Below are 26,874 nucleotides of genomic sequence, written 5' to 3'. Positions count from 1 at the left end.
GCCCGGTTACATTCCGAACCCGGAAGCTAAGCCTTTCAGCGCCGATGGTACTGCAGGGGGGACCCTGTGGGAGAGTAGGACGCCGCCGAACAATCTTTCAAGGACCCGTGGTCCAGCGTTCACGCTGGAACACGGGTCCTTTTTTATTTGCCTATTTTTTCAAAGCGCGTCCGATCGCCGGCTGCGCGAGAATGACAGCAGTACCCGAAGACAGGAGTCACGCCGATGTCCACCAACTCTCCCGACGATCGTCCGGAGCGCGAGCCGCGTCGTAGGGACGGTGGCGACAGGGGCGGCTTCCGAGGCGGTCGTGACGACCGTGACCGCGACCGGGATCGTGGGCCGCGTCGTGACGACGACCGTGGTGGGTACCGCGGTCCCCGTCGCGACGACGACCGCGGTGGTCGCCCCAGCGGTGGCGGCGGCTACGGCTCCCGTCCCAGTGGCGGCGGCGGTGGCGGTGGCTTCCGTCGCGACGACCGTTCCGGCGATGGCAGTGGCAGCGGCGGCGGTGGCGGTTTCCGCCGTGACGACCGTCGCGATGACCGCCGTGATGACCGTTCCGGTGGCGGCGGCGGTGGGTTCCGTCGCGACGACAGGCGTGACGATCGCCGTGATGACCGTGGTGGTCGTCCCAGCGGTGGCGGTGGCTATGGCTCGCGTCCGAGCGGTGGCGGCGGTGGTGGCGGTTTCCGTCGTGACGACCGTTCCGGTGGTGGCGGTGGCTATGGCTCACGTCCCAGCGGCGGTGGCAGTGGTGGTTTCCGTCGTGATGACCGTCGTGACGATCGTCCGGGTGGGTTCCCGCGTGACGACCGCGCGCCGCGTCGCGACGACGACCGTGGTGGGTACCGCGGTCCCCGTCGTGACGACGACCGTGGTGGTTTCCGTCGCGATGACCGCCGTGATGACCGTTCCGGCGGCGGCGGTGGGTTCCGCCGCGACGACAGGCGTGATGACCGTCGTGACGACCGTGGTGGTCGTCCCAGCGGTGGCGGTGGCTATGGCTCGCGTCCGAGCGGTGGCGGCGGTGGCTTCCGTCGTGACGACCGTTCCGGTGGTGGCGGTGGCTATGGCTCCCGTCCCAGCGGCGGTGGCGGTGGCGGCGGTTTCCGTCGTGATGACCGTCGTGACGATCGTCCGGGTGGGTTCCCGCGTGACGACCGTGCGCCGCGTCGTGACGACGACCGTGGTGGGTACCGCGGTCCCCGTCGTGACGACGACCGCGGCGGCTTCCGCCGTGACGACCGCCGGGACGACCGTCCCAGCGGCGGCGGCGGTGGCTTCCGCCGCGACGACAAGCGTGACGATCGCCGTGATGACCGTCGCGACGACCGCGGCGGGCGCCCCAGCGGTGGCGGTGGCGGCTATGGACGTCGCGACGACCGCAGGGACGACAGGCGCGACGACCGGCGTGATGACCGTCGTGACGACCGTGGTGGGTACCGCGGGCAGCGGGACGACCGGGACCGTGGGGGCTACCGCGGATCTCGCGACGACCGTGGCGGCTATGGACGCCGCGACGACCGTGACCGCGACCGTGGTGACCGCGAGCCGATCAAGCGGCTGCCGATCCCCGAGGACGTCACGGGCGACGAGATCGACCAGGACGTGCGGCAGGAGCTCCAGAGCCTGCCGAAGGGTCTCGCCGAGGACGTCGCCAAGAACCTCGTCATGGTCGCCAACCTGATCGACGAGGACCCCGAGCAGGCGTACGCGTACTCCAAGGTGGCCCTGCGGCTCGCCTCGCGAGTCGCCGCTGTGCGCGAGGCCGCCGGCTTCGCCGCGTACGCGACGCAGAAGTACTCCGAGGCGCTCGCCGAGTTCCGCGCGGCCCGTCGGATGACCGGGAGCGTCGAGCTGTGGCCCGTCATGGCGGACTGCGAGCGCGGACTCGGTCGGCCCGAGCGGGCCATGGCGATGGCCGGCGAGCCCGAGGTGCAGAAGCTCGACAAGGCCGGTCAGGTCGAGATGCGGCTGGTCGCGGCCGGGGCGCGGCGGGACATGGGGCAGCTCGACGCCGCCATCGTGACCCTGCAGAGTCCCGAGCTGGCCTCCAACTCCATTCAGCCGTGGACCGCGCGACTGCGCTACGCCTACGCCGACGCGCTGCTGTCCGCCGGCCGTGAGGGCGAGGCGCGGGAGTGGTTCGCCAAGGCGCTCGAGGCCGACAAGGACGGCTCGACCGACGCGTCTGACCGGCTCGCCGAGCTGGACGGCGTGGAGTTCGTGGACGCTATGGGCGAGGACGAGGAGTCCGCTCAGGCGGATGCCGCAGACGAGTCCGACGCCGTAGAGCAGTCCGACGCGTCCGCCGAGTCCCACGGCTCCGACGGGACCGACGAGCCGGCCGGGCCGCCCAAGGGCGAGTAACGCAGGCAGGTAGGCGACACAAAGAAGGGCGGCGCCCGAGGCTCGGGCGCCGCCCTTCTGCATGTCCGGGGTCAGTTCTGCATGTCCGGGGTCAGTCCAGGTCGAGGCTTCTGAGCACCAGGCCGGTCGCCGGCTTGGGACCGAAGGAGGTGGACTTCCTCGGCATGGTGACGCCTTCGCGTGCCAGGTCTCGTACGACCTCTTCCCGTACCGGATGCATCAGCACCGCCGTGCCGCCATGGCGTTCCGCCTGGGTGACGGCCGCCTCGGTGTCGTGGATGTACGCGATGTGCTCCGGCGCGTCCGGGATCTGCCAGATGTGGTCGAGCAGCGTGGAGTGCAGGACCGTCGCGTCGAGCGTGCGCCAGGCTTCCGGGCGGTCGGTGCGGATCGTACGGGAGAGCAGCGCCGGGTCCGGGCGGTCGACGAGGTGGAACGCGCCGTCGCCCGCGAGCAGGAACGCGTTCCCCTCGGCCGCCGCGTCCGCGAGCGCCTCCAGGGCGTCTGGGAGCGGGACTTCGAGGCGGCGGGCGCGGAAGTCGTCGCCCAGCGCGGCGAGTGCCTCGGCGACCGGCAGGCGGTGCAGAAGCCGGTGGATCGCGCGGACCCGCAGCGGGTATCGGGCGGTGTCGATCAGAAGGACCAGGCCGTAGTTCCAGGGGCTGGGGGAGGGGTGCTCGGCGCGCAGCCGCAGATACGTCGCCCAGCGGTGGTGGCCGTCGGCGATCAGCGCCTGGCGGTCGGCCAGGTCGGCGCGGATCTCGGAGAGGTCGTCGGCGTCCGTGACGGACCACAGGCGGTGCCTGAAGCCGTCCTCCGTGGTGGTCGTCAGCAGCGGGGGATGCTGGATCGTACGGTCGATGACGGCGGTCGCGCCTCTGTCGGCGTGCGCGCCGCTATGGGCGCCGTCGCCGCTGCTGCTCCGCTGCTCGGCGCCGTCGGCGCTGCGGTAGGTGAAGAGCAGCGGCTCGAGGTTGGCGGCGGTCGTACGCATCAGAGCCGCGCGGTCCGCCACGATGTCCGGCATCACGTCCTCGTGCGGGAGGACGACGCCCTCGGAGGGATCGGACAGGGCCAGCGCGCCGATGATGCCGCGCTGGAGCATGTCGTCCCTGCTCTGCTCGTACACATAGAGCGCGGGCTCGGGGTCCGGGGCCAGAACGCCCTCGGCCACCCAGCGGTCCAGGGTCTCGGCGGCCTGCTGGTGGCGGGCGCCGGCGCTGCCGGCCTGCGGCAGGATCAGCCGGACGATGTTGTACGGGTCCGCGGACTCCAGGTGGAGCAGGCCGTCGGGCCGTACGACCACGTCGTACGGCGGCGAGGTCACGGCGGCGAGACTGCCGACCCGCTCGGGGACATAGCGAAGCCCTCGGAACGGGATCAACTGCAGACCGTCGTTGGCCGCGCGACCTTCGGTGTTCATTCGTGCATCGTATGTGGGGTCGGGGGATGAGCGATGATCGGGGGAGCAGCAGCGAGCGAGGAGCGGAGTCGAATGAGCCAGCAGAGCGGGACGCGGCCGGTCAGGAAGCAGCCGAGCGGGAGTACGACGGCGCTGAGCGAGGCGTACGACACGGCTCTGCTCGATCTCGACGGGGTCGTCTACGCCGGCGGCGAGGCCATCGCGTACGCCGTCGAGTCGCTGGGCACGGCGCGTGGGGGCGGGATGCACCTCGCGTACGTCACGAACAACGCGCTGCGCACGCCGGACACCGTCGCGGAGCACCTCACCGAGCTCGGCATCCCCACGCAGGCCGGGGACGTGATCACTTCGGCGCAGGCGGTCGCCCGGCTGATCTCCGATCAGGTCCCGGCGGGGGCACGGGTGTTGGTGATCGGCGGCGAGGGGCTGCGGGTCGCGCTGCGCGAGCGCGGGCTCGTGCCGGTGGACTCGGCCGAGGACGACCCGGCGGCGGTGGTGCAGGGGTACGGCGGGCCGGATCTGCCCTGGGGGCGGTTCGGAGAGGCGTGCTACGCCATCGCCCGCGGTGTGCCGTGGTTCGCGTCCAACACCGATCTGACGATTCCCAGCGCGCGGGGGATCGCGCCCGGCAACGGCGCGGCGGTGGAGGTCGTGCGGATAGCGACGGGCGGCGAACCGCAGGTCGCCGGGAAGCCGCTGCCGCCGATGCACCGGGAGACGATCCTGCGGACGGGCGCGGAGCGGCCGCTGGTCGTCGGGGACCGGCTGGACACGGACATCGAGGGAGCGTTCAACGGGGGCGTGGACTCGCTCCTCGTGCTGACCGGGGTGACCGACGCGGCGCAGCTGCTGGCCGCGCCGCCGCAGCACCGGCCGACCTACGTCGACGCGGACCTGCGCGGGATGCTCACGGGGCAGCCCGAAGTGGTCGAGACGGACGGCGGGTTCGCGTGCGGGGGCTGGCGGGCGGCCGTACGGGACGGGGAGCTCGAGCTGGAGGGGGAGGGCGAGGCGATGGACGGGCTGAGGGCGTTGTGCGGGGCGGCGTGGACGTGGGCGGGAGACGGGGGTTGTGAGTTGGACGGGGGGAAGGTGGTGGAGCGGTTGGGGCGGTTGGGGCGGTTGGGGCTGTGAGGGGGCTTGCGGTGACCTGCGGGGCGCTGCCCCGCCCCGCGCCTCAATCGCCGGCGGGGCTGGAGGTGCGCCTCAATCGCCGGCGGGGCTGAAAAGTGCGCCTCGAACCCCGGCGGGGCTGGGGGTGCGCCCGGAACCCCGGCGGGCTGGGATTGCGGGGCCCGGGGTTGGGATGGTCAGGTCAGCTTCTTCGACTTGGTGATCGCCGCCGCGAGCTGTTCCAGGACCGGGGCGAAGCCGGCGTAGCTGTAGCGCTCCTCCATCGCCCAGGGGGTCGTCTGGCCGGCCTTGACCGCGGGGAGGCGGTTCCAGGTGGGCTTCTTGGCGAGTTCCTTGGGCGGCAGGGCGGAGGAGCGGTTGTCGATCATGATGAGGTCGGCGTGGTACTTGTCGGCGTTCTCCCAGCTGAGGAACTCCCAGAAGCCCCATTCGTCGCTTTTCTTGCCCTCGACGATCTCGACGCCGAGATCCTTGAAGTAGTTCAGATCGCAGTAGGAGTCGGGGACGGCCGCGTACATCTGCTCCGCGTCGCCCGTCATGGCGAGCACCTTGAGGCCGCGGTTGGCCGCGGCGGCCTTGCGGAGGGTGTCCTCGGCCTTGTCGAAACGGGCCTTGGCCTCCGTGACCTGCTTGGCCTTGAGGTCCGCGCCGAGGGCCTCGGCGAGGTCGGTGTAGCGCTCGAGGCATTCGAGCACGGAGCGGTGCGCGCCGGCGATGCCGATCGTGGGGGCGAGGGCCTCGATCTTCTTGCTGCTCTCCTCCGGTATGAACCAGAGGGCGGGCGGCGGGAACATGTTGCTGATCAGCAGGTCGGGCTGGAGGGCGGCGTACTTCTCGATGCTGAACTCGCCCCACGCCTCGCCGACGCTGGTGAGCTTCGAGACGTCGAGACCGCCGGCCTGGGGGTTGGGCTTGCCGTTCACCGGCTTGCTGGGGCCGAAGACGCCGGTGCACTCGATGCCGTAGTCGTGCAGGGCTGCGGCCGTGCTGATGAAGGCGACGAGGTTCTTCGGCTTCTTGTCGAGCTTGACGGTCTTGCCGCGGTCGTCCTTGAAGGTCCAGGCGCCGCCGCCGTCCCCGGACTTCTTCTCCTCCTTGCCGTCGCTTCCGCCGCACGCGGCGAGGAGCGCGCCGAGGCCGAGGGCGCCGCCCGCGGTGAGCAGGCTGCGGCGCGAAAGGGGCGTGCGGGAGACGGGCATCAGTGGACCTTCTTTGCGTTCGGGACCGAAGCGGCACGATGGAGCGCGAGGCTCCAACGCCCCCTTGCCGCACGGCAGTCGCCGGTGGCGGCCGGTGCGCGGGGTACGGTCGGTGGGAGCCTGGCCAGGGGAGAGGCCTTCCCTCGCCGGGGTGCAAATCGGAGGGTAGGCTAACCTAACCGCGTGTTGGTCGACAGTCCCCCCGAACAGAGCGCGGAGCCGATATCCCCGCCGCCGTCCCGCAAGCACCACTCTCTGCGTGCCGCCGGGCTGCTGCTGTCTCTCGGCGTCCTGCTGCTGGTCTGTATCGCGAGCATCGCGGTCGGCGCCAAGTCGATGCCGCTCTCCGACGTGTGGCACGGCTTGTTCCACAACTCGGGCGTCGGCAATGACGTGATCGTCCACGATGTGCGCGTGCCGCGGACGATCCTCGGCCTGCTCGTCGGCGCGGCCCTCGGGCTCGCGGGCGCGGTGATGCAGGGCCTGACCCGCAACCCGCTCGCGGAACCCGGTCTGTTGGGCGTCAACGCCGGGGCCTCGGCCGCCGTCGTCACCGCCATCAGCTTCCTCGGGGTCACCTCGCTCACCGGATACGTATGGTTCGCCTTCATCGGCGCTGCCGTCGTCTCCGCGCTGGTCTACATCCTCGGCGGCAGCCGCTCGGCGACCCCCATACGGCTCGCGCTCGCGGGCACCGCCGCCACCGCCGCGCTCTTCGGGTACGTCAACGCCGTGCAGCTGCTGGACTCGGCCGCCCTCGACCGGATCAGATTCTGGACGGTCGGCTCGCTGGCCTCGGCGGACATGGAGACCATCCGCAAGGTCGCCCCGTTCATCGCCGTCGGAACGGTGCTCGCGCTGCTGCTCGCCAGGCCGCTGAACGCGATGGAGATGGGCGACGACACCGCCCGCTCCCTCGGCGCGCACCTGGGCCGCACCCGCGTCCTGGCGATGCTCGCCGTCACGCTGCTGTGCGGGGCCGCGACCGCCGCCTGCGGGCCGATCGTCTTCATCGGGCTGATGATCCCGCACATCGTGCGCACCATCACCGGCCCGGACATGCGGTGGATCCTGCCGTACGCGACCGTCCTGTCGCCCGTTCTGCTGCTGGGCGCCGACGTCGTCGGCCGGGTCGTCACGCGTCCCGCGGAGCTTCAGGTCGGCGTCGTCACCGCGCTGCTCGGCGGGCCCGTCTTCATCTATCTCGTACGCCGCAAGAGGATGGCCCAGCTGTGAACGCCGTGAAAGCCATACGCGTCCCCGGCGGGCTCTCCGTCCGGTTCGACCCCAGGGCGGCCGTGGCCGTCCTGATGCTGCTCGCGGCCACCGCGGCGTTCTCGGTCGTCCTCATCGGCAGCGGCGACTTCCCCATCTCCCCCGGCGACGTCGTCGCGACGCTGCTCGGGAACGGCACCCCGGCGCAGGAGTTCATCGTCCAGGACCTGCGGCTGCCGCGGGTGCTGGTCGCCGTCCTCGTCGGCGTCTCGCTCGCCTTCAGCGGCGCGATCTTCCAGTCCGTCTCCCGCAATCCGCTGGGCAGCCCGGACGTGATCGGCTTCGGCCAGGGCGCGACCGTGGGCGCCCTCTCCGTGATCGTTCTCTTCCACGGCGGGTCGGTCGCGGTGTCGGCCGGCGCGCTGGTCGGCGGACTGCTCACCGGCGCCGCCGTCTACGCACTGGCGTGGAAGCGCGGCGTGCACGGCTTCCGGCTGGTCCTCGTCGGCATCGGCATCGCGGCGATGCTCACGGCCGGCAACCAGTATCTGATCACCAAGGCCAGCCTCGTCGACGCCACCCGGGCCACGCTATGGATGACCGGCTCGCTCGACGGCCGCGACTGGGCTCAGGTCTGGCCGCTGCTCGTGATGTGCGCCGTGCTGGTACCGCTGGTGTTCGTCTACGGGCGGCCGCTGCGGATGCTGGAGATGGGCGACGACGCGGCGTACGCGCTGGGCGTGCCGGTCGAGCGCACGCGGGTGGTGCTGATGGGCGCCGGCGTGCTGTTCATCTCGCTCGCCACCGCGGCGGCGGGGCCGATCGCCTTCGTCGCGCTGAGCGCGCCGCAGCTCGCCCGTCGGCTGACCCGCTCTCCGGGCCCGAACCTGGCCGTCTCGGCCGTGATGGGCGCGGCGCTGATGCTGGTCGCCGACTGGATCGCGACGAACGCCTTCGGCGAGCGCCAGCTGCCGGTGGGCGTGGTGACCGGGGTGCTGGGCGGCTGCTATCTGCTGTGGCTGCTGGTCACCGAGCGCAGGGCGGGGCGCATATGAACGGGGGGCGCATATGAAGCCGGGAGGACCGGGGAAGCCGGGGGAGCGGGGAGCCCCGGGCGAGGCCGGGCACGCCATAGGCGCCGAGAAGGCGCAGCTTACGGATTCGGACACCAGGAGTACGACGACAATGCAGCGCCTCACCGCGGAATCGGTCACCCTCGGCTACGACCAGCGGGTCATCGCCGAGAACCTCTCGGTGGAGATCCCCGACAACTCCTTCACCGTCATCGTCGGCCCGAACGCCTGCGGCAAGTCGACGCTCCTGCGCGCCCTGTCCCGGATGCTCAAGCCCAGCCAGGGGCGGGTCCTGCTCGACGGCCAGGCGATCGCCTCCATGCCCGCGAAGAAGGTCGCGAGGACGCTGGGGCTGCTGCCGCAGTCGTCGATCGCCCCGGACGGCATCACCGTCGCCGATCTGGTGGCCCGCGGCCGCTATCCGCACCAGGGGCTGCTGCGCCAGTGGTCGACGGAGGACGAGCGGATCGTCGAGGAGTCGATGGCCGCCACCGGCGTCGGCGAGCTGGCCGACCGCTATGTCGACGAACTGTCCGGCGGCCAGCGCCAGCGTGTCTGGATCGCCATGGCGCTGGCCCAGCAGACCCCCCTGCTGCTGCTCGACGAGCCGACGACGTACCTCGACATCCAGCACCAGATCGACGTACTGGACCTCTGCGCCGAGCTGCACGAGACCCAGGGGCGCACGCTCGTCGCCGTGCTCCACGACCTCAACCACGCCGCGCGCTACGCCACGCACCTCATCGCCATGCGCGGCGGCGAGATCGTGGCGCAGGGGGCGCCGCAGGACGTCGTCACGGCGGAGCTGGTGGAGGAGGTCTTCGGGCTGCGCTGCCAGGTCATCGACGACCCGGAGACGGGGACGCCGCTGGTGGTGCCGGCGGCGCGGAAGGCGCGCGCGGCGGTCGCCGCGGTCGCGGCGGCGAAGGCCTGAGCCGCCGGCCGGGCGCCGAGGACCGGGCGCCCGGACATCCGACGCCCGGCCCCTGAAGCGGCAGGAGCGAGAGAAGCGACTAGAGCAATGTCCGCAGCCGCAGCAGATCGCGGAAGCCGGCCTCGAGGCTGACCCGCCCCGACGCCCAGGCCTTCGCGAAGTTGAGCTCGCCGTTCACCATCGCCACCAGGTCGTCGCCGCTCATCGCGAGGCGGATCTGCGCCTTGTCGCGCGGCGGCCCCTTCAGGGTGTCGACGACCTGGATCGCTCCGCCGCCGAGGCGGCCCGTGAACGTGACGTCCAAGTCCTTGATGTGGCAGCTGAGGGAACGGTCGAGCGCGGCCGCGCCGCGCACGTCGCCGTCCGCCCGCGCCAGGTTGTCCGAGAGTCTGTCGAGCGCGCTGCGGCACTCTTCCGTCGTGGCCATCGTGATCGACCGTACCTCAGGGCTTCGCGATAGCGTCTGGGCATGAGCGACTCGATGCCGGGCCCGGAGCAGCAGGAGCGGACGCACAGCCCCGAGGCAGAGGCGTACGGCCCCGAGGCCGAGCCCCGAAGCCCCGAGGGCGAGACGTACAGCCCCGAGACCGGGACGTACAGCCCCGAGGCCGAGCCCCGGAGCCCCCAGGGCGAGACGTACCGCCCCGAGACCGGGACGTACAGCCCCGAGGCCGAGCCCCGGAGCCCCCAGGGCGAGACGTACCGCCCCGAGGAGGGCGCGGCAGGCGGCGCGGCGGCGCATGCCCCCGACGCGTACGACCCCGCCGCGCCCGCGCCGATCGGCGTGGAGCGGGCGCCGACCGGGAACGCCGTCGTCGACGCCCAGCTGGAGCGGCTGGCCGACGCCGATCACCTCCCGGCGGACGGACACCTCGAGGTGTACGAGGATGTACACCGGGGACTGCGCGACGCGCTGACCGCGCTCGACGCCAGGCCAGGACCGCAGCCGCCCCAGCCTTCGCCCTCGTACGACCACAGGAGCTGAACCGAACGTGGCAGGAGCAGCCCGCCGCCGTCTCGACGCCGAGCTGGTGCGCCGCGAACTCGCGCGCTCGCGCGAGCACGCGAGCCAGCTGATCGCAGCGGGGCGGGTGACCGTCGGCGGCAACACCGCGACCAAGCCCGCCACCCAGGTCGAGAAGAGCGCCGCGATCGTCGTCGCCGCCGACGACGCCGACCCCGGCTACGTCTCGCGCGGCGGCCACAAGCTCGCCGGCGCGCTGGCGGCCTTCGTGCCGCTCGGCCTGAAGGTCGAGGGGCGGCGCGCTCTGGACGCCGGAGCGTCGACCGGAGGCTTCACGGACGTGCTGCTCCGCTCGGGCGCCGGGCACGTCGTCGCCGTCGACGTGGGATACGGCCAGCTCGCGTGGGCTTTGCAGAGCGATGAACGCGTCACCGTCAAGGACCGTACCAACGTACGCGAGTTGACGTTGGAGGCGATTGATGGCGTTGCGGTGGACCTGGTGGTCGGCGACCTGTCCTTCATTCCGCTCGGCCTGGTACTGCCCGCCCTGGCGCGTTGCACCGCGCCCGACGCGGACCTGGTGCTCATGGTCAAACCGCAGTTCGAGGTGGGCAAGGAACGCCTGGGCAGCGGCGGAGTCGTACGCAGTCCCGAGCTGCGCGCGGAGGCGGTACGGGAGGTGGCGCGGCGGGCCTGGGGGCTCGGTCTCGGAGTGCTCGGGGTCACCGCCAGTCCGCTGCCGGGACCGTCCGGCAATGTCGAGTACTTTCTGTGGCTCAGGGCTGGGGCGCCCGAGCTCGATCCGGCTGAAGTGGACCGTGCAGTGGCGGAGGGACCCAGTTGACAACGACACCGGAAACGGCGCCAGAGCGTACCGTCTTCCTCTTGGCGCACACCGGCAGACCTGCGGCGATCCGCAGCGCCGAGCTGGTCGTGCAGGGACTCCTGCGGTGCGGGATCGGCGTGCGCGTACTGGAGGCGGAGGCGGCGGACCTGCCGCTGCCGGCGTCGGTCGGGACGGTCCCCGAGGCCACTCCGGACGTGCTCGACGGCTGTGAGCTGCTGATCGTTCTGGGCGGCGACGGGACGCTGCTGCGCGGCGCGGAGTTCGCGCGCGCCTCCGGCGTGCCGATGCTCGGCGTCAACCTCGGACGGGTGGGCTTCCTCGCGGAGGCCGAGCGCGACGACCTCGACAAGGTCGTCGACCGGGTCGTCACCCGCTCGTACGAGGTCGAGGAGCGCATGACGATCGACGTCATCGTGCACAACAACGGCGACGTCGTGCACCGGGACTGGGCGCTCAACGAGGCCGCGGTGCAGAAGGTCTCGCCGGACCGGATGCTGGAGGTCGTCCTCGAGATCGACGGGCGGCCGGTGACGGGCTTCGGCTGCGACGGGATCGTCTGCGCGACCCCGACCGGCTCGACGGCGTACGCGTTCTCGGCGGGCGGGCCCGTGGTGTGGCCCGAGGTCGAGGCGCTGCTGATGGTGCCGATCAGCGCGCACGCGCTGTTCGCCAAGCCGCTGGTGACGGCGCCGACGTCGGTCCTGGCGGTGGAGGTGCAGCCGAACACGCCGCACGGCGTGCTGTGGTGCGACGGCCGCCGGACCATCGAACTGCCGCCGGGGGCGAGGGTGGTGGTGCGCAGGGGCGAGGTGCCGGTACGGCTGGCGCGGCTGCACCACGCGTCCTTCACGGACCGTCTGGTGGCGAAGTTCGCGCTGCCGGTGTCCGGGTGGCGCGGAGCGCCGCACTAGCCGCACTGGAGGAGCGCCGCACGAGGCGCGGTGCACGCGCCGATCCCGCGCGCGGGATCGGCGCGTGCGGAACCCGGCCGAAAAGCGTCGTGACGGGAGCGCCCTCCTGACTTCGGTACGCCACGCGGTCAACGCGCGGCGTACCGAAGAGTGACGCCCTGCCCGCCTCCTCAGCACCGGTTTCCTCTCATTCCGTGCACGGGGGCAGGGGGGCGTCGCATCGGACGGGGGAAACCTCGTATGGTCAGGTCCGTGTTGGAGGAGATGCGGATACGGTCGCTCGGGGTCATCGACGACGCTGTCGTCGAGCTGTCGCCCGGCTTCACTGCGGTGACCGGCGAGACCGGCGCGGGCAAGACCATGGTCGTCACCAGCCTGGGGCTGCTGCTCGGCGGTCGCGCCGACCCGGCCCTGGTGCGGATCGGCGCGAAGTCGGCGGTGGTCGAGGGGCGGATCAGCGTGTCCGCCGACGGGCCGGCGGCGGCACGGGCCGTGGAGGCAGGGGCCGAACTGGACGACGGCACTCTGCTGATCAGCAGGACCGTCTCCGCCGAGGGCCGCTCGCGCGCCCATCTGGGCGGGCGCTCCGTGCCGGTCGGCATCCTGGCGGAGCTGGCCGACGAGCTGGTGGCCGTGCACGGCCAGACCGACCAGCAGGGCCTGCTGCGCCCGGCGCGGCAGCGCGAGGCGCTGGACCGGTACGCGGGCGCGGCGGTGAGCGGGCCGTACGCCGAGTACGGAGCCGCGTACCGGCGGCTGCGGGCCGTCGCCGTCGAGCTGGAGGAGCTGACCGTGCGCGCCCGCGAGCGCGCCCAGGAAGCGGATCTGCTGCGTTTCGGCCTCGACGAGATCGCGGGCGTGGAGCCGCGCGCCGGCGAGGACGTCGAACTCGCGGCGGAGGCGGAGCGGCTGGGGCACGCCGAGGCCCTCGCGTCCGCCGCGTCGGTCGCCCATGGAGCGCTGGCCGGCAACCCCGAGGACCCGGAGGGCGTCGACGCGACGACCCTGGTCGCGGGCGCGGGGCGGGCGCTGGACGCCGTGCGCTCCCACGATCCGGCGCTGGCGGCGCTCGCCGACCGGATGGGAGAGATCTCCATCCTGCTGGGCGACGTAGCGGGCGAACTCGCTGGATACGCAGACAATCTGGACGCCGATCCGCTGCGGCTGGCCGCGGTCGAGGAGCGCCGCGCCGCGCTGACCGCGCTGACGCGCAAGTACGACGGGACCGGCGAAGGCGTCGCCGCCGTGCTGGCCTGGTCTCAGGTCGGCGCGGAGCGGCTGACCGAGCTGGACGGCGACGACGACCGGATCGGCGAGCTGACGGCGGAGCGGGACGCGCTGCGCGGCGAACTGTCCGCTCTGGCGCAGGCGCTGACGGACGCGCGTACGGAGGCGGCGGCGAGGTTCGCGCAGGCGGTGACGGCGGAGCTGGCGTCGCTGGCGATGCCGCACGCGCGCGTGTCGTTCGCCATCGCCCAGAGCGAGGACCCCGAGGGCGTCGAGGTGGGCGGCCGGACGGTGGCGTACGGCCCGACCGGCGTCGACGAGGTCGAACTGCTGCTGGCCCCGCACCCGGGCGCCCCGCCCCGTCCGATCGCCAAGGGCGCGTCGGGCGGCGAGCTGTCGCGGGTGATGCTCGCGGTGGAGGTCGTCTTCGCGGGCACGGACCCCGTCCCGACGTACCTCTTCGACGAGGTCGACGCGGGCGTCGGCGGCAAGGCGGCGGTCGAGATCGGCCGACGGCTGGCGAAGCTGGCGAAGACCGCGCAGGTGGTGGTCGTGACGCACCTGCCGCAGGTGGCGGCCTTCGCCGACCGGCAGCTGCTGGTGGAGAAGACCAACGACGGGTCGGTCACCCGGTCCGGGGTCACCGTCCTGGAGGGCGAGGACCGGGTGCGCGAGCTGTCGCGGATGCTGGCCGGCCAGGAGGACTCGGAGACGGCGCGGGCCCACGCGGAGGAGCTGCTGGCGACGGCGCGGGCAGACGGGTGAGGTGCCCCGTACGCGCGTGAGAGACGGGTCGCGAAATCACCTATGTGGGTGATCCCTTGACCCGCCTCCCTGCGCGCGGACGGGCGGCCCGTCCCGATGGCGCCGGAACGTGCGTACGGACTGGCATCCTTGGCCCGTGACTCAGCTGCGTACGGTCCAAGTCCTGGGCGGCGGCAGTGCGGGCAGCGGCGCGCACGTCAGCTCGCTGGCCGCTGGGCTGGTGGCGCGGGGCGTGCGGGTGACGGTGTGCGCGCCCGCCGGACTGGAGCACGTCTACGACTTCCCCGCCGCCGGCGCCGAGTTCGCGCCCGTGCCGCGGCGCAGCGACCCCGCCGCGGTCGCCGCGCTGCGCGCCGCGTGCGCGGGGGCCGACGTGGTCCACGCGCACGGGCTGCACGCCGCCGTCCGCGCGGCCCTCGCGCTCAGCGGGCAGCGCGTCCCCCTCGTCGTCACCTGGCACACCCGCGCGCACGACGACGGCGCGCGCGGACACGTCCTGCGGCTGCTGGAGCGCAGAGCCGTGCGGGCGGCGTCCGTGGTCCTCGGCACCTGCTCCGAACTGGTCGACCGGGCCCGCCTGCGCGGCGCCCGCGACGCCCGGCTCGCCCCGGTCTCGATCCCCGCGCCGCGCGTCGGGACCGGCGGCCCGGACGGCAAGGAGCGCGCGGAACTGGGCGCGGTCGACCGTCCGCTGCTGATGGCCGTCGGCAGCCTCGCCCCGCACCGGGGGTACGGCACGCTGCTCGACGCCGCCAGGCACTGGCGCGACCTCGACCCGATGCCGCTACTCGTGATCGCGGGGGAGGGGCGGGAGCGGGCGGCGATGCAGCGCCGTATCGAGGCGGAAGACCTGCCCGTGACGCTGGTGGGGAGCAGGGACGACATCGGCGACCTGCTCGCGGCGGCGGACGTGGCACTGCTGCCGAGCCGCTGGGAGGCCCGCTCGCTGCTCGCCCAGGAGGCCCTGCGCCAGGGCGTCCCCCTGATCGCCACGGCGGTCGGCGGGGTGCCGGAACTGGTGGGCGAGGCGGCCGAGCTCGTCCCGTACGGCGACGCGGACGCTCTCGCGCGGGCGGGCGCCCGGCTGCTGACGGACCCGGGACGACGCGCGGAGCTGGGGGCGGCGGGCAGGGCCCAGGCGGCGACCTGGCCGACGGAGGACGAGACGATCGCGCAGGTGCTGAGCGTGTACGACGAGCTGACGGCGGACGGCGGGGGCTGACTTTGCGGCGCGGGGCGGCCTGAGGACGGTGGACCCGCCCTTGGTGTGCGGGGGCATGGGGGCGGCAAGCCCGCTCCCTTGCGGTGCGCGGCGCAGCCTGGACGGTGGACCCCGCCCCCCTGCCGCGCGCAGCCTCAGCGCACCCTGCCCCGCGCCCTCACGGCGTGTGTCGGCGGGCCCTCAGGGCCAGGCTCAGGGCCAGGACCGTCTGGGGGTCGTCCAGGTCCGTGCCCAGCAGCTCCGAGATGCGCGCCAGGCGGTTGTAGAGCGTCTGGCGGTTCAGATGCAGCTCGCGAGCGGTCTCCGCCTTGCGGCCCGCGTGCGCCAGATACGTCTCCAGCGTCGGCAGCAGCGGCGGGCGCGAGGTCGCGTCGTGGGCGCGCAGCGGCCCGATCGCGCGGTCCACGAAGGCCGCCAGGTCCGGGTGCTCCCGCAGCCGCCACAGCAGCAGGTCGATGTCCAGGCGCCGCGCGTCGTACCAGGGACGGTCCGACAGACCCTGCGCCGCCGCTGCCGTCTCCGCCGCGTGGCGCAGCCCGGCCGACGCAGCCGCCCAGCCGCCCGCGACGCCGACCACGACGACCGGCGGATGCCCGCCCGCCCGCTCCAGGCCCGCCCGCTCCACGCCCGCCCGCAGCGCCGCCGCGACCCGGTCGGCCACCGCCGTGCGCTCGGACTCCGCGCGCAGGCCGAGCAGCAGCGGCACCCGGCCCTCCACCGGCCGTACGCCCAGCAGCACCGGCACGCCCAGCGACGACAGCTCCTCGAGCACCGCCCGGGCCAGCACCGCCCAGTTGCCCGAGGGCGACAGCTCCGACGCCAGGCGCATCACCACCGGCAGCAGCGGGCCGTCGCCCGGCTTGAAGCCCAGCACACGCGCCTGAGCCGGGGCGTCCTCCGCCGCGATGCGGCCCTCCGCCAGATCGGTCAGGAAGTCGCCGCGTCCGCGCGCCGCGAGCTCCTCCTCCTGGCGGGCCTGCATCAGCACGACCGCCAGGATGCCCGCGGTCCGCTCCGCCGCCATCCGGTGCACCGGCAGCGCCGGCGCGGACACCGCGGGCAGGACCAGACGGGCCCGCACCGCGCCCGTGCCGTGCCCGCCGCCGGGCACGTCCACCAGGACCGTGTCCGCGGGCGGCCCCTCCTCGCGCGCCTCGCGCTGCCCGCGCAGCCCCTCCCAGACCTGCAACGGGTCGGCGCAGGCGGGCTCCGAGCCGGTGGCCGCGGCGTACAGCAGCTGCCCGTCCGGGGTCTCCAGGAAGACCGGGTTGCCCGCGAAGTCGGCGAGGATGCGCAGCACCTGGGGGATCCCGCCGCCGCCCAGCAGCGCCTCGGTGCACCGCCGGTGGACCTCCTCGGCCTGCTGGAGCAGGGCGTAGTGCCCGTTGACGATCTCGGTGTGGACCTCTTCGGTCACGGTCACGAAGGGCACCTCGCGGTGCAGCTGCACCAGCGGCAGCCCGGCCGCCCGCGCGGTCTCCACGAGCGCGGCGGGGAGCCTGCTGAAGCGCGGGCCCAGCTCCACGACCAGCGCGGCGATCTGGCGCTCCGCCAGATTGCGCACGAAGGCCCGCTGGTCGGCGGGCCTGGCGCCGAGCCCGAGTCCGGTGGTCAGGAGCAGCTCGCCGCCCTTGAGGAGGGAGGCGATGTTGGGGACCTCGCCGGCGTGCACCCAGCGCACGGTCCGCTGCAGCCGGTCGCCGCACGCCACGACCTCCGGCAGGCCGCTGCGCAGCCCGGGCAGCTCCAACGCCCGCTGCACGGTGATTCCACCCTGCGTTTCCATGGCTGGGGACGCTACCTGCGCGAATGTTCCAAGAACAACCTTCACTCAGGCTTGATGTTGTGGTTGAGGTGGAAGACGTTGTCGGGGTCGTACCGCCGCTTGACCTCGGTCAGCCGCTCGTAGTTCCCCGTCCCGAACCCGGCGACGACCCGGTCGCCCCCCTCGTTGCCGATGAAGTTCAGATAGACCGCCCCGGTCGACCAGGGCTTCACGTCGGCGCGGACGTCGCGGACCCACTGCTTGCCGCGCTCGTCGTCCTCCGCGTCGTCCCAGAGCCCGAAGGGGTGGACCACCCAGGGCGACGCGCGCCAGGGCACCGGGTACTGGGAGGGGCCGCGCGCCAACGCTCCGCCCAGCGGGAACAGCACATGCTGGGAGGCGGACGGCACGATCATGTCGTCGGCGCGAGCGCAGAAGGCGCCGACGGCCTCGTCGGGGAAGGTCTCGAGGTACTCCGCGGACCAGTAGTTCCGCAGCCCGGGCGGGTCGTCGAGCATGCACTGCAGATCGGCGTAGGGCAGCTGGGCGATCAGCTCGGCCCGGTGGCCGAGCCCCAGCAGCGGCGCGGCGACCTTGCGGGCCGCCTGCTCGGGCCCGGCGTACGTCACGAGCACTGCGCAGGCCAGCTTGCCGACCATGTCCTCGGGGACGAAGTCCTCGGGCGGCCCGGTGAGGTAGATCACCCCGCCGCCCACCTCGTCGGGAGCGGAGTCGATGAAGTCGCGGTACGCACGCGTCGTCTCCGCTCCGAGCGCGGGCGGGAACAGCAGCAGCATCATGCTGAACTCGGCGAGCCCGTGCAGCTGGAGCGTGATCGAGGTGGCCACGCCGAAGTTGCCGCCCCCGCCGTGCAGCGCCCAGAACAGGTCCGGGTTCTCGTCCTCGCTGGCGTGCACGACGCTGCCGTCGGCGGTCACCAGCTCGACGGCGATCAGGTTGTCGCAGGCCAGCCCGAACTTCCGCTCCAGCCACCCCGACCCGCCGCCCAGCGTGAACCCGCCGACGCCGGTGGTGGACACCCGGCCGCCGGTGGTCGCCAGATCGAACGGCTGGGCGGCCCGGTCCAGATGGCTCATCGTGGCGCCGCCGCCCACCCGCGCCGCGCGGGAGGCCGGATCGACGCTCACCTCGTGCATCCGGCGTAGATCGATCACGATCCCGCCGTCGCTCAGCGCCATGCCCGCGACGCTGTGGCCGCCGCCGCGGACGGCGATCTCGAGATCGTTCTCCCGGCCGAACCGGATCGCCCGGGCCACGTCGGCCTGCGACTGGCACTGGACGATCACGGCGGGACGCCGCTCGATCATGCTGTTGAAGACCGCGCGGGCCTCGCCGTAGCCTGCGTCACCGGGGGCGATGGCCTCTCCGGCGAGTTCGTCGCGGAGGCCGGACAGCGCCGCCTCCGCTATGCCTTGGGGCGCCATGATGCCCCCTTCCGAGGGCGCGACAGGACCTTCTCATCGTAGTCCCGGGAGGTCCCGGACGATCAGTCGAGACGACGCCCCACCGAGAAGCGCCCTGCCACGCGAAGACCCCCAGCCGACAGACGCCCCGCCACGCGAAGACGCCCCGCCGGGCACGGCAGGGCATCGCGCACGGCAGGGCGTCCGTACGAGCGCGCCGGGGCTCTATCCGCCGTACGCACCCGAAGCGGTCAGCCGCAGCGCCGTGTCGATCAGCGGGACATGGCTGAACGCCTGCGGGAAGTTCCCCACCTGCCGCTGGAGCCGCGGGTCCCACTCCTCGGCCAGCAGCCCCAGGTCGTTGCGCAGGGCCAGCAGCTTCTCGAAGAGCCGGCGTGCCTCGTCCACCCGCCCGATCATCGCCAGGTCGTCCGCGAGCCAGAAGGAGCACGCGAGGAAGGCCCCCTCGTCGCCCTCCAGACCGTCCACCCCCGCCTCGTCGCCCGCCGTCGGATAGCGCAGCACGAAGCCGTCCTCCGTGGACAGCTCGCGCTGGATGGCCTCGATCGTGCCGATGACCCGCTTGTCGTCCGGCGGCAGGAAGCCCATCTGCGGAATCAGCAGCAGCGAGGCGTCCAGCTCCTTGGAGCCGTAGGACTGGGTGAAGGTGTTGCGCTCGGGGTCGTAGCCCTTCTCGCAGACGTCCCGGTGGATGTCGTCGCGCAGCTCCCGCCACCGCTCCAGCGGCCCGTCCGCATCCCCGGACTCGATCAGCTTGATGGTCCGGTCGACCGCGACCCAGGCCATCACCTTGGAGTGCACGAAGTGCCGGCGCGGCCCGCGGACCTCCCAGATGCCCTCGTCCGGCTGGTCCCAGTGCTTCTCCAGATAGCGGATCAGCTTCAGCTGGAGCACCGAGGCGTAGTCGTTGCGGGCCAGACCCGTCATATGGGCCAGGTGCAGCGCCTCGGTGACCTCGCCGTACACGTCCAGCTGGAGCTGGTGCGCGGCGCCGTTGCCGACCCGCACGGGGGAGGAGTTCTCATAGCCCGGCAGCCAGTCCAGCTCCGCCTCGCCGAGCTCCCTCTCGCCCGCGATCCCGTACATGATCTGCAGGTTCTCCGGGTCGCCCGCGACCGCGCGCAGCAGCCACTCGCGCCAGGCGCGGGCCTCCTCGCGGTAGCCGGTGCGCAGCAGCGAGGAGAGGGTGATCGCCGCGTCGCGCAGCCAGGTGTAGCGGTAGTCCCAGTTCCGTACGCCCCCGATCTCCTCCGGCAGCGACGTCGTCGGCGCGGCGACGATCCCGCCGGTCGGCGCGTAGGTGAGGGCCTTCAGGGTGATCAGCGAGCGGACCACGGCCTCGCGGTAGGGCCCGTGGTACGTGCAGTGCTCCACCCACTCCCGCCAGAAGTCCGCAGTCGCCTCCAGCGAGCCCTCCGGGTCGGGAAGCGCCGGCTGCTGGTGGTGCGAGGGCTGCCAGCTGATCGTGAAGGCGATCCGCTCGCCCGGCGCGACGGTGAAGTCGGAGTACGTCGTCAGGTTCTTGCCGTACGTCTCCGCGGTCGTGTCGAGCCACACCGAGTCCGGGCCGGCGACGGCGACCGTGCGGCCGTCGACCTTGTGGACCCACGGCACGACGCGCCCATAGCTGAAGCGCATGCGCAGCTCCGAGCGCATCGGGACGCGCCCGCTCACGCCCTCCACGATCCGGATCAGCTGCGGCGCGCCGTCGCGCGGCGGCATGAAATCGATCACGCGGACCGTTCCGCGTGGCGTGTCCCACTCCGATTCGAGGATCAGGGAGTCCCCGCGGTAGCGGCGCCGGTCGGCGTTCGGCGGGCCCGCCTCGGCCGTGTGAGCCGGTCCCAGTCTCCAGAACCCGTGTTCCTCGTTGCCGAGCAGGCCGGCGAAGACGGCGTGCGAGTCGAAGCGGGGTAGGCACAGCCAGTCCGCTGAGCCGTCCCGGCAGACCAGGGCAGCGGTCTGCATGTCTCCGATGAGTGCGTAATCCTCGATGCGCCCGGCCACGTGCATCTCCAGTCGAACGGCCACGTCCGCCCCGCGGGGCGCTTACTGCAGTCAAGGGTCGTTGACGAGCGCGTCTTCCGGGTCACGGATGCCGTTTGCCGGCCTGGCTCGGCAGCGAGTGTCCGAGCAGGATACGACGCACGATGATGATCCGCGCGGCGGTCTCGGCAACGAAGCAGCGCCGAACGGGTGAGCCAAGGGTGAGCCCCTGGTGAACGCGGTGCAAGAGTTGGACGCGCGTGGCCGGACGCGGCCTCCCGCTGGCGCTGATACCCTGGTACCCCGTGGACCGGTGGCCTGTCTGCGTCAGAGCAGGGGCCCCGAAACCGCAGCGACGGCGCCTCCCGAGTCCTAAGAGGCGGCCGGCACGCACCTTTCACCTCGCGACCACGGGAGCCCCCTCTTGGCGATGCCGACTCGATCCTCGACATCCGTGACGACCAAGCACATCTTCGTCACCGGGGGTGTCGCTTCCTCCCTCGGCAAGGGCCTGACGGCTTCCAGCCTGGGCGCGCTGCTCAAGGCGCGGGGTCTGCGGGTCACCATGCAGAAGCTCGACCCGTACCTGAACGTCGACCCGGGCACGATGAACCCGTTCCAGCACGGTGAGGTGTTCGTCACCAACGACGGCGCCGAAACCGACCTGGACATCGGCCACTACGAGCGCTTCCTCGACGTCGACCTGGACGGCTCGGCCAACGTCACCACCGGCCAGGTGTACTCCACGGTCATCGCCAAGGAGCGGCGCGGCGAGTACCTCGGCGACACCGTGCAGGTCATCCCGCACATCACCAACGAGATCAAGCACCGCATCCGGCGCATGGCGACCGACGACGTCGACGTCGTGATCACCGAGGTCGGCGGCACGGTCGGCGACATCGAGTCGCTGCCGTTCCTGGAGACCGTCCGCCAGGTCCGCCACGAGGTCGGCCGGGACAACGTCTTCGTCGTGCACATCTCGCTGCTGCCCTACATCGGCCCGTCCGGCGAGCTGAAGACCAAGCCGACCCAGCACTCGGTCGCCGCCCTGCGCAACATCGGCATCCAGCCCGACGCGATCGTGCTGCGCGCCGACCGCGAGGTGCCCACCGCCATCAAGCGCAAGATCTCGCTGATGTGCGACGTCGACGAGGCCGCCGTGGTCGCCGCCATCGACGCCAAGTCGATCTACGACATCCCCAAGGTGCTGCACACCGAGGGCCTGGACGCCTACGTGGTACGCAAGCTGGACCTGCCGTTCCGCGACGTCGACTGGACCACGTGGGACGACCTGCTGGACCGCGTCCACAACCCCGACCACGAGGTCGCCGTCGCGCTGGTCGGCAAGTACATCGACCTGCCGGACGCCTACCTCTCGGTGACCGAGGCGCTGCGCGCCGGCGGCTTCGCCAACAGGGCGCGCGTCAAGGTCAAGTGGGTCGCCTCCGACGACTGCAAGACCCCGGCGGGCGCGGCCAAGCAGCTCGGCGACGTGGACGCCGTCTGCATCCCCGGCGGATTCGGCGACCGCGGCGTGAGCGGCAAGGTCGGCGCGATCCAGTTCGCCCGCGAGAACAGGATCCCACTGCTGGGCCTCTGCCTGGGCCTGCAGTGCATCGTGATCGAGGCGGCGCGGAACCTCGCCGAGATCCCGGACGCCAACTCCACCGAGTTCGACGCGGCCACCGCGCACCCGGTGATCTCCACCATGGAGGAGCAGCTGGCGTACGTGGAGGGCGCGGGAGACCTGGGAGGAACGATGCGCCTGGGCCTGTACCCGGCCAAGCTCGCCGAGGGCTCGATCGTCCGCGAGGTCTACGGCGACCAGCCGTACATCGAGGAGCGCCACCGCCACCGCTACGAGGTGAACAACGCCTACCGCGCGGAGCTGGAGAAGAAGGCGGGCATCGTCTTCTCTGGCACGTCCCCCGACAACAAGCTCGTCGAGTACGTCGAGTACCCGCGCGAGGTGCACCCCTACCTGGTCGCCACCCAGGCGCACCCGGAGCTGTGCTCCCGCCCGACCCGTCCGCACCCGCTCTTCGCCGGCCTGGTCAAGGCGGCCGTGGAGCGGCAGCAGGCGGCGGCCGAGGCCAAGACGGACAAGTAGCCCCCAGGCGATACGGTTGACCGGGGCACGTCCCTTGAGGGGACGTGCCCCGGTTTCTGTTTGTGCGCGGCGGGAGGACGTTTTCATGGCCATCAAGGACACGCCCGAAGAGTGGCAGGTCATCGGGACGAACGAGCCGTTCAGGGGCAACAAGACCAGTGTCCGCACGGACGAGGTGGTCATGCCCGACGGCACGGTCGTCAGCCGCGACTACCAGGTGCACCCCGGGTCCGTCGCGATCCTCGCGCTGGACGAGGTGGGCCGGGTGCTCGTCCTGCGCCAGTACCGCCACCCGGTGCGCCACAAGCTGTGGGAGATCCCGGCCGGGCTGCTGGACGTGCCCGGCGAGAACCCGCTGCACGCCGCCCAGCGCGAGCTCTACGAAGAGGCGCACGTCAAGGCCGAGGACTGGCGGGTGCTCGCCGACGTCTACACCACGCCGGGCGGCTGCGACGAGGCCGTGCGGATCTTCCTGGCGCGGAACTTGTCGGAGGCGGAGGGCGAGCGCTTCGAAGTCTCCGAGGAGGAGGCGGACATGGAGCTGGCGCGGGTGCCGCTGGAGGAGCTCGTACGGGGTGTGCTCGCCGGCGAACTGCACAACACCTGCCTGGTGGTGGGCGTGCTGTCGGCGACGGCGGCGCTGGCGGGCGACGGGTTCGACGCGCTGCGTCCGGCGGAGGCCGAGTGGCCGGCGAGGCCGTTCGACGCATAGGGGCGGCGGTCGCCCCGCCCCTTTCCGGAACCTCGCCGGGGGCGGACGGGAGCCCGCGCCCGGCCGGGGGCGCCGCCGTACGAGGGTGGTCTGAAGATCCGCTGATCCGATCGGGGGACCCCTCCGGCACGCTCCGCACGGATCGTCGCAGAGAGTGAACTACGCTCTGAACGCCCGCTGGGAGCCCCCGCGGGCTCGGCTCGTGCGCGGACGGAACGGGAGCGTGGCCCGTGGCGGATCAGGCGGTGGACTCGGGCGGTCCAGCCGAGTCGTCGAAGGATCAGTTCTTCGGGCGGCAGCGCGAGTTGAAGGCGCTGCGGGCCGACATCGAACGAGCCGGTCTCGACACCCTCTCCGGACGCAAGGCTCCCCGCGCCCGGGTGCTCCTCATCGCGGGCCGGCCCGGGTCCGGCCGTACCGCGCTCGCCGAGGAGCTCGTCCGCCAGGTCCGCGCCGGCTATCCCGACGGCGTGCTGCGCGCCCGGCTCAGCGAGCCGGACGGGCGGCCCGTGCCGACGGAGGAGTCGGCCCGCGCGCTGCTCGACGACCTCGGCATCGCGTCCCCGCCCGGCGCGGGCGAGGACGAGCTGGCCGAGATGGTGCGCACGGCGCTCGCCGACCGCAGGGTGCTGCTCATCCTCGACGACGCCGGCGACGCCGAGCAGGTCGACCCGCTGCTGCCCGACAACCCCGGCTGCCTGGCCGTGGCCGTGGCCCAGGGACCGCTCACCGGCATCCCCGACGTACGGCCGTGCACCCTCGGCGGCATGGACGCCAAGGCCGCGATCGAGCTGCTCGGCACCTTCACCGGCTCGGTGCGGATCACCGTGGACCCGCAGGCCGCCGAGACCATCGCCGAGGAGTGCGGCGGGCTGCCCGCCGCGCTGGTCCTCGTCGGCGGCTGGCTCGCCGCCCGGCCCAGGGCCTCCGTCGCCGACGTGGCCAAGCGGCTGCGGGCGCTGCCCGAGGACGACGAGCAGCCCAAGGGCGTACGGCCGCTGGCCCGCGCATTCCGGCTGGTGTACGAGTCCCTGCCGCCGCCGACCGCCCGGCTGCTGCGCCTCCTGTCCCTCGCGCCCGCCGGGATCGCCGACGCCCACACCGCGTCCGCCCTGGCCGGCTGCTCGGTCTCGGCCGCCCAGGGGACCCTGGACGACTTCGCGGTCCTCGGCCTGGTGCACTCCGACGGCCTTCACTACGAGGTGCCCGGCGCCCTCGACCCGCTGCTGCGGGCCCTGGTCGAGACCCATGACCGGCCGGCGGAGGTGCAGCTGGCCCGGGCGCGGATGCTGGAGCGGACCGTGCGGCTGCTCCAGTCGTGCCGGGCGATCACCGAGCCCGACGGCTCCCCGGCCCGCAAGAACGTGGCCGCCCTGCCGCGCGCGCTGCGCTTCCCGAGCGCCGCTGCCGCCGCCGAGTGGCTGCGGAGCAGGCAGCCCGCGCTGCTCGCGGCGGCGCGCATGGCGGTCGACGACGGAGAGCTGGACACCCTGGCCAGACGGCTGGTCGCCGCCCTGGTCAGAGCGCTCGCCGCGCACCGGGGCACCGAGGAGGCCGCCCCCGAGCTCTATGGACTGCACCAGCTGGTCCTCGACGTCGCCGAGCGGCGCGGACTGCACCGCGAGCAGGCCGCCGCGCTGCTGAACCTCGGCGACCTCGACGCCCAGACCGGCCGGACCGAGGACGCGCTGGCCCGCTACCGGGCCGCTATGGACGCCGGGCGGGCCGCCAACGATCCGTACGCGACCGGACGCGCGATGGAATCCGTAGGCGGCGCCCACCAGGAGCTGGGCGACTGGCTGCGGGCCGCCGACTGGTACGGGCGCGCCCTGGCCCAGCGGCAGGCCCGCGGCGAGCGGGCCGACGAGGCCCGGCTGCACGGCCGGCTCGGCGCCGTGCACACCTACGCGGGCCGCTACGGCGAGGCGCTGCGCCACTGGCGGGCGGCCGTCGCCGGCTACCGCAGACTCGGCGATCTCCCGTCCCAGGCGCGAGCGTTGAGCGAGGCGGCGCGTGTACAGGAGTACGCGGGCCGGCCGCATGAATCGCTGCGCACCTGTCATGACGCGGTGGAGTGGGCGCGGCGGGCCGGGGACGTGCGGCTGCAGGCTGCGCTGCAGCTCAGGCTGGCCGACACCCTCGACCGGCTGGGCGACCCGGCCGCCGCTCGGCTGCACCGCGCCACCGCGGAGCGCCTGCTGGATGACCAGGGAACGGAAGGTTCCACCTACGAAATCCGCAGTGGTTCCGCGAAGACTTAATGCTTTGTAAGGCTAGACAGCGAGAAATCCTTCATTAGACTGGCTCCGCCACATCCTCTCGTGGTGTCTCCCGGTGCGCCCCCTGTATCCGGGTATGTATCGCTATGACCCTGTATCCCCTGAGCCAAGGACCGTGATCGACGTGAAGGTCGGCATCCCCCGCGAGGTCAAGAACAACGAGTTCCGGGTGGCCATCACCCCCGCAGGCGTGCACGAGCTCGTGCGCCACGGCCACCAGGTCTTCATCGAGCAGAACGCCGGTGTGGGCTCTTCGATCACGGACGGCGAGTTCGTCGCCGCGGGCGCGCAGATGCTGCCCACCGCCGACGAGGTCTGGGCCACCGCCGACCTGCTGCTCAAGGTCAAGGAGCCCATCGCCGAGGAGTACCACCGCCTCCGCAAGGACCAGACGGTCTTCACCTACCTGCACCTCGCCGCGTCCCGCGAGTGCACGGACGCCCTGCTCGCGTCCGGCACCACCGCGATCGCCTACGAGACCGTCGAGACCGCGAACCGCGCCCTGCCGCTGCTCGCCCCGATGTCCGAGGTCGCGGGCCGGCTGGCCCCGCAGGTCGGCGCGTACCACCTGATGCGCTCCGTCGGCGGCCGCGGCGTGCTGCCGGGCGGCGTCCCGGGCACCCACGCGGGCGAGGCGGTCGTCATCGGCGGCGGCGTCTCCGGCTGGAACGCCACGCAGATCGCCGTCGGCATGGGCTTCCACGTGACCCTGCTCGACCGCGACATCAACAAGCTGCGCGAGGCCGACAAGATCTTCGGCACCAAGGTGAAGACCGTCGTCTCCAACGCCTACGAGCTGGAGAAGGCCGTCACCGAGGCCGACCTCGTCATCGGCGCCGTCCTCATCCCGGGCGCCAAGGCCCCGAAGCTGGTCACCAACGAGCTCGTCGCCAAGATGAAGCCCGGAAGTGTCCTTGTCGACATTGCGATCGACCAGGGCGGCTGCTTCGAGGACTCCCGTCCGACCACGCACGCCGAGCCGACCTTCATGATCCACAACTCGGTGTTCTACTGCGTCGCCAACATGCCGGGCGCGGTGCCCAACACCTCCACGTACGCGCTGACCAACGCCACGCTGCCGTACATCGTGGAGCTCGCCAACCGCGGCTGGGTCGAGGCGCTGCGCCGCGACCCGGCGCTCGCCAAGGGCCTCAACACCCATGACGGCCAGGTCGTTTACGGCCCGGTCGCCGAGGCCCACGGCCTGCAGAGCATCGAGCTGAGCACGCTCCTCGGCTGAGGCGTCAACCCCTGACGTCAATGCGACGCGTCCGGCCGGACCTTGCCGCG

The 26,874-nt window shown here is 72.6% G+C and carries 20 protein-coding genes, 1 rRNA gene and 1 pseudogene; 16 read left to right on the top strand and 6 right to left on the bottom strand.

Annotated elements, in window-relative coordinates:
- The 3 genes from rrf to AB0M39_RS35720 all read left to right on the top strand — a co-directional run.
- Nucleotides 1–91 (top strand): 5S ribosomal RNA (rrf, locus tag AB0M39_RS35730); the annotation flags it as partial.
- A 219-nt stretch (nt 92–310) separates the two neighbouring features.
- Nucleotides 311–1,690, top strand: coding sequence for a hypothetical protein (locus AB0M39_RS35725; RefSeq protein WP_365371428.1), 1,380 nt, complete (start codon nt 311–313; stop codon nt 1,688–1,690).
- Nucleotides 1,612–2,373, top strand: coding sequence for a hypothetical protein (locus tag AB0M39_RS35720; RefSeq protein ID WP_365371425.1), 762 nt, complete (start codon nt 1,612–1,614; stop codon nt 2,371–2,373). The genes AB0M39_RS35725 and AB0M39_RS35720 overlap by 79 nt, the downstream gene beginning before the upstream one ends.
- 91 nt (nt 2,374–2,464) lie before the next feature.
- Here AB0M39_RS35720 and AB0M39_RS35715 read toward each other — a convergent pair whose 3' ends face one another.
- Entirely contained in the window at nt 2,465–3,796 is a 1,332-nt protein-coding gene (locus AB0M39_RS35715; protein ID WP_365371422.1) for a DUF1015 domain-containing protein, read from the bottom strand.
- A gap of 72 nt (nt 3,797–3,868) precedes the next feature.
- Between AB0M39_RS35715 and AB0M39_RS35710 the strand changes: the two genes are divergently transcribed.
- Nucleotides 3,869–4,930: an HAD hydrolase-like protein gene (locus tag AB0M39_RS35710; protein ID WP_365371419.1), complete on the top strand. Its 1,062-nt coding sequence runs from the start codon at nt 3,869–3,871 to the stop codon at nt 4,928–4,930.
- 176 nt (nt 4,931–5,106) lie between these two features.
- Here the strand turns inward: AB0M39_RS35710 and AB0M39_RS35705 are convergent, their stop codons facing one another.
- Entirely contained in the window at nt 5,107–6,129 is a 1,023-nt protein-coding gene (locus AB0M39_RS35705) for an ABC transporter substrate-binding protein (protein WP_365371416.1), read from the bottom strand.
- A gap of 183 nt (nt 6,130–6,312) precedes the next feature.
- Here AB0M39_RS35705 and AB0M39_RS35700 point away from each other — a divergent pair, with 183 nt between their 5' ends.
- The 3 genes from AB0M39_RS35700 (at nt 6,313) to AB0M39_RS35690 (ending at nt 9,351) form a co-directional block, all read left to right on the top strand.
- Entirely contained in the window at nt 6,313–7,365 is a 1,053-nt protein-coding gene (locus tag AB0M39_RS35700) for an iron chelate uptake ABC transporter family permease subunit (RefSeq protein ID WP_365371413.1), read from the top strand.
- Nucleotides 7,362–8,399 carry an iron chelate uptake ABC transporter family permease subunit gene (locus AB0M39_RS35695; protein WP_365371410.1) on the top strand — a complete coding sequence of 346 codons (1,038 nt, stop codon included), beginning with the start codon at nt 7,362–7,364 and terminating at the stop codon, nt 8,397–8,399. The genes AB0M39_RS35700 and AB0M39_RS35695 overlap by 4 nt, the downstream gene beginning before the upstream one ends.
- 130 nt (nt 8,400–8,529) lie before the next feature.
- Nucleotides 8,530–9,351 (top strand): ABC transporter ATP-binding protein, encoded by an 822-nt coding sequence (locus AB0M39_RS35690; RefSeq protein WP_365371407.1) that lies wholly within the window; start codon nt 8,530–8,532, stop codon nt 9,349–9,351.
- Nucleotides 9,352–9,430: 79 nt separating this feature from the next.
- On the opposite strand, the gene AB0M39_RS35685 is transcribed toward AB0M39_RS35690, so the two are convergent.
- Nucleotides 9,431–9,778, bottom strand: a complete 348-nt coding sequence (locus AB0M39_RS35685; protein WP_365371404.1) for an SCP2 sterol-binding domain-containing protein — start codon at nt 9,776–9,778, stop codon at nt 9,431–9,433.
- Nucleotides 9,779–10,102: 324 nt separating this feature from the next.
- On the opposite strand from AB0M39_RS35685, the pseudogene AB0M39_RS35680 reads away from it, so the two are divergent.
- The 5 genes and pseudogenes from AB0M39_RS35680 to AB0M39_RS35660 all read left to right on the top strand — a co-directional run.
- Nucleotides 10,103–10,336: pseudogene (locus tag AB0M39_RS35680) on the top strand (hypothetical protein); the annotation flags it as partial.
- Nucleotides 10,337–10,343: 7 nt separating this feature from the next.
- Nucleotides 10,344–11,159, top strand: a complete 816-nt coding sequence (locus AB0M39_RS35675; protein ID WP_365371401.1) for a TlyA family RNA methyltransferase — start codon at nt 10,344–10,346, stop codon at nt 11,157–11,159.
- Nucleotides 11,156–12,073, top strand: a complete 918-nt coding sequence (locus AB0M39_RS35670; protein WP_365371398.1) for an NAD kinase — start codon at nt 11,156–11,158, stop codon at nt 12,071–12,073. The genes AB0M39_RS35675 and AB0M39_RS35670 overlap by 4 nt, the downstream gene beginning before the upstream one ends.
- A gap of 240 nt (nt 12,074–12,313) precedes the next feature.
- Nucleotides 12,314–14,065, top strand: a complete 1,752-nt coding sequence (gene recN, locus AB0M39_RS35665) for a DNA repair protein RecN (protein WP_365371395.1) — start codon at nt 12,314–12,316, stop codon at nt 14,063–14,065.
- Nucleotides 14,066–14,201: 136 nt separating this feature from the next.
- On the top strand, nt 14,202–15,287 hold the full coding sequence (locus AB0M39_RS35660; RefSeq protein ID WP_365371392.1) for a glycosyltransferase family 4 protein: 1,086 nt from the start codon (nt 14,202–14,204) through the stop codon (nt 15,285–15,287).
- Between the two features lie 157 nt (nt 15,288–15,444).
- Here the strand turns inward: AB0M39_RS35660 and AB0M39_RS35655 are convergent, their stop codons facing one another.
- From AB0M39_RS35655 to AB0M39_RS35645, 3 genes are all read right to left on the bottom strand, one after another.
- Nucleotides 15,445–17,073 (bottom strand): PucR family transcriptional regulator, encoded by a 1,629-nt coding sequence (locus tag AB0M39_RS35655; protein ID WP_365371389.1) that lies wholly within the window; start codon nt 17,071–17,073, stop codon nt 15,445–15,447.
- 41 nt (nt 17,074–17,114) lie between these two features.
- A complete protein-coding gene (locus tag AB0M39_RS35650; protein WP_365371386.1) occupies nt 17,115–18,497 on the bottom strand; it encodes an FAD-binding oxidoreductase in 1,383 nt (460 codons plus the stop codon).
- 204 nt (nt 18,498–18,701) lie between these two features.
- Nucleotides 18,702–20,504, bottom strand: coding sequence for a glycoside hydrolase family 15 protein (locus AB0M39_RS35645; protein ID WP_365371434.1), 1,803 nt, complete (start codon nt 20,502–20,504; stop codon nt 18,702–18,704).
- 409 nt (nt 20,505–20,913) lie between these two features.
- On the opposite strand from AB0M39_RS35645, the gene AB0M39_RS35640 reads away from it, so the two are divergent.
- The 4 genes from AB0M39_RS35640 (at nt 20,914) to ald (ending at nt 26,824) form a co-directional block, all read left to right on the top strand.
- The gene (locus tag AB0M39_RS35640; RefSeq protein WP_365371383.1) at nt 20,914–22,593 is read left to right on the top strand and encodes a CTP synthase; all 1,680 of its coding nucleotides are present in this window, start codon (nt 20,914–20,916) and stop codon (nt 22,591–22,593) included.
- Between the two features lie 85 nt (nt 22,594–22,678).
- Nucleotides 22,679–23,305 (top strand): NUDIX hydrolase, encoded by a 627-nt coding sequence (locus AB0M39_RS35635; RefSeq protein ID WP_365371380.1) that lies wholly within the window; start codon nt 22,679–22,681, stop codon nt 23,303–23,305.
- 230 nt (nt 23,306–23,535) lie between these two features.
- The gene (locus AB0M39_RS35630; RefSeq protein ID WP_365371377.1) at nt 23,536–25,566 is read left to right on the top strand and encodes a tetratricopeptide repeat protein; all 2,031 of its coding nucleotides are present in this window, start codon (nt 23,536–23,538) and stop codon (nt 25,564–25,566) included.
- A 142-nt stretch (nt 25,567–25,708) separates the two neighbouring features.
- Nucleotides 25,709–26,824: an alanine dehydrogenase gene (gene ald, locus AB0M39_RS35625; RefSeq protein WP_365371431.1), complete on the top strand. Its 1,116-nt coding sequence runs from the start codon at nt 25,709–25,711 to the stop codon at nt 26,822–26,824.
- Nucleotides 26,825–26,874: the final 50 nt, after the last annotated feature.

It is taken from the genome of Streptomyces sp. NPDC051907 (assembly GCF_040681075.1).
Taxonomy (GTDB): Bacteria; Actinomycetota; Actinomycetes; order Streptomycetales; family Streptomycetaceae; genus Streptomyces.
This window is presented reverse-complemented; position numbering and strand designations above follow the sequence as displayed.

What these genes read in the sequence shown, in the direction of transcription:
- AB0M39_RS35715 (WP_365371422.1), bottom strand. Translation starts at nt 3,796, where the DNA reads ATGAACACCGAAGGTCGCGCGGCCAACGACGGTCTGCAGTTGATCCCG.
- AB0M39_RS35710 (WP_365371419.1), top strand. Translation starts at nt 3,869, where the DNA reads ATGAGCCAGCAGAGCGGGACGCGGCCGGTCAGGAAGCAGCCGAGCGGG.
- AB0M39_RS35705 (WP_365371416.1), bottom strand. Translation starts at nt 6,129, where the DNA reads ATGCCCGTCTCCCGCACGCCCCTTTCGCGCCGCAGCCTGCTCACCGCG.
- AB0M39_RS35690 (WP_365371407.1), top strand. Translation starts at nt 8,530, where the DNA reads ATGCAGCGCCTCACCGCGGAATCGGTCACCCTCGGCTACGACCAGCGG.
- AB0M39_RS35685 (WP_365371404.1), bottom strand. Translation starts at nt 9,778, where the DNA reads ATGGCCACGACGGAAGAGTGCCGCAGCGCGCTCGACAGACTCTCGGAC.
- recN (WP_365371395.1), top strand. Translation starts at nt 12,314, where the DNA reads ATGGTCAGGTCCGTGTTGGAGGAGATGCGGATACGGTCGCTCGGGGTC.
- AB0M39_RS35655 (WP_365371389.1), bottom strand. Translation starts at nt 17,073, where the DNA reads ATGGAAACGCAGGGTGGAATCACCGTGCAGCGGGCGTTGGAGCTGCCC.
- AB0M39_RS35650 (WP_365371386.1), bottom strand. Translation starts at nt 18,497, where the DNA reads ATGGCGCCCCAAGGCATAGCGGAGGCGGCGCTGTCCGGCCTCCGCGAC.
- AB0M39_RS35640 (WP_365371383.1), top strand. Translation starts at nt 20,914, where the DNA reads ATGCCGACTCGATCCTCGACATCCGTGACGACCAAGCACATCTTCGTC.
- AB0M39_RS35635 (WP_365371380.1), top strand. Translation starts at nt 22,679, where the DNA reads ATGGCCATCAAGGACACGCCCGAAGAGTGGCAGGTCATCGGGACGAAC.